The organism is uncultured Lutibacter sp. (genome assembly GCF_937891065.1).
Lineage (GTDB): Bacteria > Bacteroidota > Bacteroidia > Flavobacteriales > Flavobacteriaceae > Lutibacter.
Genome location: NZ_CALAEQ010000020.1, coordinates 1 through 7,237 on the forward strand (window position 1 = coordinate 1; position 7,237 = coordinate 7,237).

Genomic DNA, 7,237 nt, shown 5'->3' on the forward strand with positions numbered 1-7,237 from the left:
AGTTTATGCCGTACCAAGATGTGTTTGTTCTTTTCTGGGAACAAGTAAAAGAAAGTTGCCAAGAAGGCCGCTTTGCCAAATTAACTATGGCAAAGACCATTGGTAAACCAAACTTAAAAAATATATTTGTCAGACCGGTCTATTCTGAAAATGAATTTAAGGTCTTAGTGAAATTGCGCTACCAATCAAAAGAAACCGAAGATGAGGAAAACGAGCTTTCATTAGAAGATGCTTTTGTATTTTTGAAATCATATCTCAAAACGTCTTTTTCATCTGTTCTTTTATTTACTACAACAAAGGATGTTACTTTTAAAATTAATAAAAAGGGTGCAGGAAGAATTACAGAGAATTCTCCGACATTTCAAAATGTTACGCATGCTAAGAATGATATAGAATAGCTTGAGGGTGAACATTGGTTTGCAATGTTACTTGTGTTTATTTATGTCGATTGTTTCTTTAATAATTATTTTCTTAGAATCTAATAACTCAATAGTTTGACTATTGGTTGGTTTGTTATTTAGTTTAAAAGTGCTACAAATTTTATGAGGTGTTGGTTTTGTGAGTGTAACTACTTACTTTCTTTTAAAACCATATCAATTGTTATTGCACCAGATAGAATTGCCATTTTATTTGAGATATCAGTATACCCAGAATTTAAATCCACATTGTATTTATCTGCTGTAGTAAAGATTTCTTTCATTGCTCCATTCCATTTTTTACTTATTGTTCCAATTTGTTTATCATAAGAATCGTTTATTTGAAAATCCCAAGCTTTCCAATCTCCAGTAATTACAGCAACAAGTTGCTCGGATTTATTATAAATTTTAAACGTGGGCTTAAATAATTTAAATTTTTGTTTTATCGTACCAATATTATTTCCTTTGGAATCATCAATTAAAATTGTTGACATAAAGAACGTCCAACCTCTAGAAATTGATGTTTGTAAATTTCCTGTTGAATCCGTTATTTCTAATTGAAAGGGTAACATATTTTTGTTTAATAACAATCTAAGAAATTTTTGTCCTACAGATATTTTTTGGTTCACAGAACCTATCTCATTTCCTTTGTCATTAAATACTTTGTAACAATTTTCGAACTTAAAATAGTTTACTTTTTCGTCAATAAAATAACTGTTTGAATCAAAAAAATTTGAATTCATCTTTTTTATAGCTTTAATTTAGATCCGAATTCTTTGGCTTTTCGGTTTCGCCCGTTTTTTTTATTGGTATCTAGGCTCCAATTTTATTTTTTATCATTAGTGTTTTCTAATTCAAATTTCATCAGTTTTTCTTTATACTAAAATATTATTCCGAGCATTAAAACCAATGGTTCAGAATATGGAAAGTTGAGAATTTGAAAACGTAATTATCCAATGTTTAAATTTAGTATTTTTTGTTTTAGAAAAATTCTATTTTACATAATTTAGCAATTTTTTATATGCAATGTTGCAATTAGTGGTTTTCGAGTTTTAGATATTTTTTCAAAACTTGACAAGGATTAATTTATTAAGAACCTTCCTTGAAAAAAGCAACAAGAATTTTAGTAAGTTCATCAGGTTTATCTTCTTGTATGAAATGGTCTGAATTTAGAATGTAATGTGTTTGATTCTGGGCTCCTAAAATATTTTTTTGTAATAAACTATCTTTTCCTTTCCACATTAAATCTTGGTTATTACCCCAAATAGTAATGAATGGTTTTGTAAAAGACTTCAATTTTTTATTAAGTTTCTTATTCAAAATAGCTTCTGGGTCGTCAGTTTTAGAAGGAATCATGGATGGGAATTTCCTAACAAAATTGTAATCAGATTGTTGTTGAAAAGGACTATCATATTTTTCTTTTATAGAATCTGGTAGTTTTATTTTTGTTCCCCAATCCATAATATTTCCAGGTGAGAATGTGGAATCATTTTTGGCGTAATTTATAAAACCAATAAAACTATCTGGAATTTCTTCATCTCCTTCAAATAGATAACTATAAGAAACTGCAACCTTACTGAAGAGGTTTTGTCGTTCAGCAACAATTCGTAATGAAATCATGCCTCCCCAATCATGAGCAAATAAGTTGATGTCTTTTAATTTTAGATTATCTATAAAAGTATTTAACCAATTTGTTTGATTAGAATAGGTTATAATATCTGGGTTTTTTGGTTTATCTGAATACCCGAATCCAACAAGATCAGGGATAATTACTCTAAAGTTTTGTTTAACTAAGAAAGGAGCAATATTTCTAAATACAAATGAATTGTTTGGTTCACCGTGTAACAAAAGAATAATTGGGTCATTAATATTTCCAATATCTAAATACGCCATTTTAATATCTTGATCGACCTTTATGAACTTATATTGTTCATTTGTTAAGAAATCAATTGTTAAAGCTACTTGGTTTGTTTTTTTAACATTTTCGCAGGAAGATAGGAGTAGGCTAAATGCAATAATTAAAGTAAAATAAGATGTAATTCTATTTGTCATTATTTTTGATTATAAATTTGAGATTAATTGTCACGGGCTTTTATAAGATTTGTGCGACTGGAAAATCGGTTGTTTTTGGCACGTAGCAAATCGATTGTTAAATGTTTGTCAATTAGTTATTTAGTTTAAATGGAAGCATAAATTTTATGTGGTTTTAGCTACAGAATTTTTCAGTAGAATTATTTAATCCATTTTTTCATTTTAAAATAGGCTACTGCAATTATGAAACTTATTATCATCAAACCAATTGCTGTTGGATATCCAAATCTCCATTCCAATTCTGGAATATTTTTAAAATTCATCCCATATATTCCCGCAATAAGCGTTGGTAAAGAAATACAAACAGTTATAATTGTTAATGTTCTAAATATACTATTTTGTTCTAATTCAATTTTACTATTTATATTTTCCTTCAAATCATCAAGTCTGTCAAAATTAAATTGAATATGGTCTGAAATTACTGCAATATCATCAAGTTCTAAATTTATTTTATTTGTGATTGTTTTTTCTTCAAATTTGTTTTGTTTGAGTAAGTGCAGGATTCTTTGAAAATTACTTATTGATTCCTTTATTAAGAGGTTATTATAATTTAGAATCATTATTAAATCTAAGTCATTTGATTTAAAATCTTTCGAGTTTAAAATATTCTCATAAAACTGTTTTACTTTTTTAGATATGAATTCTGTCAAATCTGCATAATAGTCTGAAATTATCCCTATTTGAAATACAAAATGTTCTAAATGAGAATTGAAATTTATACTTGTAAAATCATATCTTGTTTTTGTGAGATTTACAAAATTTTCATCAATATTAGAAGATAAAAAATAAAAAACGACTCCCTTTTTGATGATTATAAAAACTTCTTCCTCTTTAAAAAGTGTATTCGAATTGTAATTGGGTATTGAAAAGTTAAAAGAAACTTGGTCGCTTGATTTTAAGTAATGAGAACTTATTTCAATATCTTCTTTTTGATTAAAAATTGATATATCAAGATCAAATTTATTAGAAATTTCCTTTAATACTTCTTCAGTAGAATCAATTATTCGAATATTAAATATGTCTTTAGCCTTATAGTTAATTTCACTAATTAAATTTAGTTTTTGTACTTCATTAGTCTTTAAATATAATTCTATCATATTATTGTTTTCGATTCTTTAAACTTAATCTCTTATTGTTGCCAACGGGTTTGGATATGGAAATTTGAGCATTTAGCACCGTAATTTTCCTTAGCCTTAATTTTTATTTAAAAGTACTCAAAATTTTCTTTTTATAAGAATTTGTCAAATTGCTATATGTGGTGTTGTAAAAAGTAGTTTTTTGATTAATTATTCTATTTTGTTTAAATTCATTCCGTTTAATTGTTTTTTTCCTTTCTAGTTTGAATTTAGTCTTCAAAAAATTTCTCAAAATTAGATGATTGCTCTTTTCATTTCCCGTGTTTCACTTCTTTTCTGTACAGAAGACCTATAGGGACTTAGCCACCATTAATTGAAAGGTTTTTTTTATTCGAGATATATTCCAAAATAATAAAACAAGAAAGAGGAGCTGCAAAACTAAGCAGCTCCTCTTTACTCACTTTTCAATAGTATTGGAAAAGTTATTTTAATCTTTTATTTCTTTTTTAATAGGTGTATCATTTTTAGGAATAACTACACCTTTAGCATTTAATTCAACAATTTCATAACCCAATTCAGTTAGTTTCTCAATGTTGCTCGCCTTATCACCTACAACAAGAATATTCATATTCTGAATTTGAAGGTATTTATCAGCCAGACTATTAATCTCTTCTTTTGAAATAGTATTAATGATCTGGGTCTGTTTATCCACAAAATTCTTGTCCAGACCGTAATGTACGATCCTGCCTAAGAAGCTTGCTTTTTGACTTGGAGTTTCATAACTACGGGCATCACGCTGACCAATTGAATTTCGCATAAAAATCAATTCATCATCGGTAATTCCATGATTTTTATAGTTGGTGATTTCCTTCATAAATTCAGAAATAGCTCCGGCAGTAGCCTCTCCTTTGACTCCTGCACTGGCAGTATATGGACCTGGATCATCATTAGAATTAAAATTAGAACGTGCTCCGTAGGTCCAACCCTTATCTTCTCTTAAGTTCAAATTGATTCTACTGTTAAAAGCGCCACCCAATGGATAGTTCATCAAATATGATTTAAAGTAATTTCCGGTTGCGTCATATGCCATATCGGTTACATATCCGATACGTATCTCCGACTGAGGTGCTTCTGCTTTGTCTACTAAATAAATCTTGGTTTTGGCTGGAGCGTTTACCGTGGAAAACTCAGGTAATTTAGCTGATTTATTTTTCCATTTATCTAAAAAAACCAAAGAGGACATGATGTCTGTTTTTGAAATGTCACCTACTACAACCAATTCCGATAATTCAGGCGCATAGTATTTGGTATAAAAGTTTTGAACATCTTCCAAGGTAATGATATTCACGGATTCTTCTATACCGCTTTCAGGTACAGCATAGATATGGTCATCACCATATAACAATCTGCGGTATACATTAGATGCTATGGCTGAAGGATCTTTCATTTGAGATTTTAAACCTTCCAATTGTTGTTTCTTTACTCGATCATAATCTTCTTGAGAAAATTTAGGTCTATAAAGTATTTCTTCAACGATTTCTAAGGTTCTAGCTAGGTTCTTCTTCAAAGTGTTCACACTTATGGTCGTTTTAGAATCATCAGCAAATATATTGATATTACTTCCAATCTTACGTAATTCTTCTTGTATCTGTTCTGAGGTGTAATTCTCAGTAGATTCATTCATTAAACCGGCGGTTAACAATGCTAAACCGGACTTATTAGGAGTATACATATCCATTCGATGTCCTCCGTTGATATTTAATTGTAAAGCAACTACAGGGATCTCATTGGTTTGTGTGCCAATTATTTTTATTCCGTTATTCAATTTTTCTGACCAGAATTCAGGTACCTGCACCAAAGGAGAAGATCCTGAGATAGGTCGAATACTTCTGTCAAAAGTATCTCCGGTTGGTCTTGTATAGCTTAAGCCTGAATAATCTGTTTTAGGAAAAGGATTGTTTCCTTCTGTAGGAACCGTATAATTGTCAGCTTTTACTGGTGCAGTTCCATCTTCTGGTACTACGCTTAAAATTACTGCTGGTTTTCCTTTAATATATTTATTATATACCCTCATAACGTCTACCTTAGTAATATTTTGGTACCGTTTCAAATCATTTTTTATCCCGTTGGGATTACTCAAATAGGTTTCATAACTTGCCAGTTGCGAAACCTTACCACTTACGCTTGCCAGACCATTGATGAAGTTTGATTCCTGATTAGCCTTAAATTTAAGGATATCGTTATCACTTACTCCTGATTGTTCGAATTCTATGAGTACCTGTCTCATTTCTTTTTCAAAATCAGCTAAGGCAACTCCAGGGTAAGGTATTACAAACAATGACATTTCACCTGCCAATTCATCAGCACCATTGAAGCTGGAAGCTTGTATAGCCTTTTTGGTTAAAACAAATTTCTTAAACAAGAAAGAGCTTTGTCCTGTTCCAATAATCTCGGCCAAGCAGTCTAAAGGTGCTTCGTCAGGATGAAATCTTGGCACTGTTGGAAATGTAAACATCATGGCTGGAAAACGAATATTTTTATCTACATAACTCACATAACGATCAGCATCCAAAGTTGCCGCATCCAATTTTAACGCATTTACATCTGGTCCTGCAGGAATGACACCAAAGTATTTTTCGGCCATTTTGATAACATCTTTCGAATTCACATCTCCACCAACGGTAAGAGTTGCGTTATTAGGTCCGTACCAACGCATAAAGAATTTTTTAAGATCATTTACATTCACACGGTCAAGGTCCTCTAATTTACCAATAGTCAACCATGAATAGGGGTGTCCGTATGGATATAAGGCTGATGCATTTACTTCACTCCACCTTCCATAAGGTCTGTTATCATAATTTTGCCCTTTTTCATTTTTAACAGTAGAGCGTTGTACTTCAAATTTTTCCTGAGTTACTGCATCCAGAAAAAATCCCATACGATCTGCTTCCATCCACAACATTAATTCTAATTGATTGCTAGGAGCTGTTTCATAATAATTGGTTCTGTCGCGATTGGTAGACCCATTCAAAGTTCCACCTGCATCCGAAATGAGTTTAAAATGCTCCTCGTCGGCTACATTCTCAGAACCCTGAAACATCATGTGTTCAAAGAAATGTGCAAATCCAGATTTCTGAAGTTCTTCACGTGCAGATCCAACATGATAGGTTACATCAACATGAACAAGAGGATCAGAATGATCTTCATGAATAATTAATTTAAGTCCATTTGCTAGTTGATATTTTTCGTAAGGAATTACGACTTCGCTACCGGTTTTTGTTACTTTTTCAATTAACTTGGTTTGAGACCAGCCGATGGCTGAAATAAACGCAATGAAAATGATGAGAATACTTTTTGATTTCATAAAATGATATTTTTTTAGTTAAAATGAGTTTGTAAGATACTATTTTATTTCAATTTTTAGTTTTGTAGAACGTAAAACTTTCATTTTCATATGTTTAAAGCTAGCCTTTCTCATCGTTTATTATTTTGTTGTATGAAGTCATGTTTATGGAACAAATTTCAATTTCTATTTTTAAAATTCATATCCGTTTCTAAATTTTGGTTTATTGACGGATAATTTTTGTTCAAATGTTGTACAACGGGTTTCTTTATTTAGCACTATAAAAATTATGCTTATTAACTTTACTAAGA

At 30.5% G+C, this 7,237-nt stretch carries 5 protein-coding genes; 1 reads left to right on the forward strand and 4 read right to left on the reverse strand.

Annotated elements, in window-relative coordinates; translation table 11 throughout:
* A partial coding sequence (locus Q0352_RS01495; RefSeq protein ID WP_367274564.1) for a hypothetical protein occupies positions 1 to 398 on the forward strand: 398 nt, incomplete at its 5' end.
* A gap of 170 nt (positions 399 to 568) precedes the next feature.
* On the opposite strand, the gene Q0352_RS01500 is transcribed toward Q0352_RS01495, so the two are convergent.
* From Q0352_RS01500 to Q0352_RS01515, 4 genes are all read right to left on the reverse strand, one after another.
* Positions 569 to 1,159, reverse strand: a complete 591-nt coding sequence (locus Q0352_RS01500) for a phospholipid scramblase-related protein (protein ID WP_299522486.1) — start codon at positions 1,157 to 1,159, stop codon at positions 569 to 571.
* 346 nt (positions 1,160 to 1,505) lie between these two features.
* Positions 1,506 to 2,468, reverse strand: coding sequence for an alpha/beta fold hydrolase (locus Q0352_RS01505; protein ID WP_299522489.1), 963 nt, complete (start codon positions 2,466 to 2,468; stop codon positions 1,506 to 1,508).
* Between the two features lie 179 nt (positions 2,469 to 2,647).
* A complete protein-coding gene (locus tag Q0352_RS01510) occupies positions 2,648 to 3,604 on the reverse strand; it encodes a CorA family divalent cation transporter (protein WP_299522493.1) in 957 nt (318 codons plus the stop codon).
* 466 nt (positions 3,605 to 4,070) lie between these two features.
* Entirely contained in the window at positions 4,071 to 6,947 is a 2,877-nt protein-coding gene (locus tag Q0352_RS01515) for a pitrilysin family protein (RefSeq protein WP_299522496.1), read from the reverse strand.
* Positions 6,948 to 7,237: the final 290 nt, after the last annotated feature.